The organism is Vibrio sp. 10N.261.46.A3 (genome assembly GCF_041472995.1).
Lineage (GTDB): Bacteria > Pseudomonadota > Gammaproteobacteria > Enterobacterales > Vibrionaceae > Vibrio > Vibrio coralliirubri.
The window spans coordinates 1,241-1,744 of record NZ_JBFRRH010000213.1; the positions used below are offsets into that span (position 1 = coordinate 1,241).

A 504-nucleotide genomic window follows, 5' to 3' on the forward strand; every position below is an offset into this window, starting at 1 on the left:
CATAACGCCCAATTAAGGTGTGAGCCACGCTGCCACGACACTCAAATTGAACGCCGTAAACACCGAACTAGACCCAAACCAAAAATGCCAAGCGTGGGGAGTCACGCTTAAATTGTTTGTTATGTGAATTCAAACAGCGCGTAAATGGTTTAAAGGAGCCCAAGCTAATTCTTCCGAATCACCTAATTTTTTACTCCAGATCCAGCCATTTAGTTCATGTTCTTTTACTAAAATGTCACCAACCGTCAAACTATGTTCCTTAGCAAAGTAGTCCTCAAGTACAGTTACTTCACTGTTATTGACAGCTAGTATTTGTTTTGGAACCCAGCCCTCTTTATTTTCCCCTCGGCAAAAAATCCAATTTGCCCAATCACCTTCTGGGTTGGATTCTTCTACAAACTGCAATTTTTCACCTTTTACGATTTGAATAGGTAACTCTGGATCATCCTGATAATTTTTAACGACTTTGTATTCCATAACTGATTTCTACTCCATTCACATAAC

1 protein-coding gene is annotated in these 504 nt (G+C 39.7%); it reads right to left on the minus strand.

The genetic code is table 11. The annotated features are described in order from the left end of the window. Positions 1 to 129: 129 nt before the first annotated feature. A complete protein-coding gene (locus AB4484_RS26735; protein WP_372081059.1) occupies positions 130 to 477 on the minus strand; it encodes an SH3 domain-containing protein in 348 nt (115 codons plus the stop codon). Positions 478 to 504 lie beyond the last annotated feature (27 nt).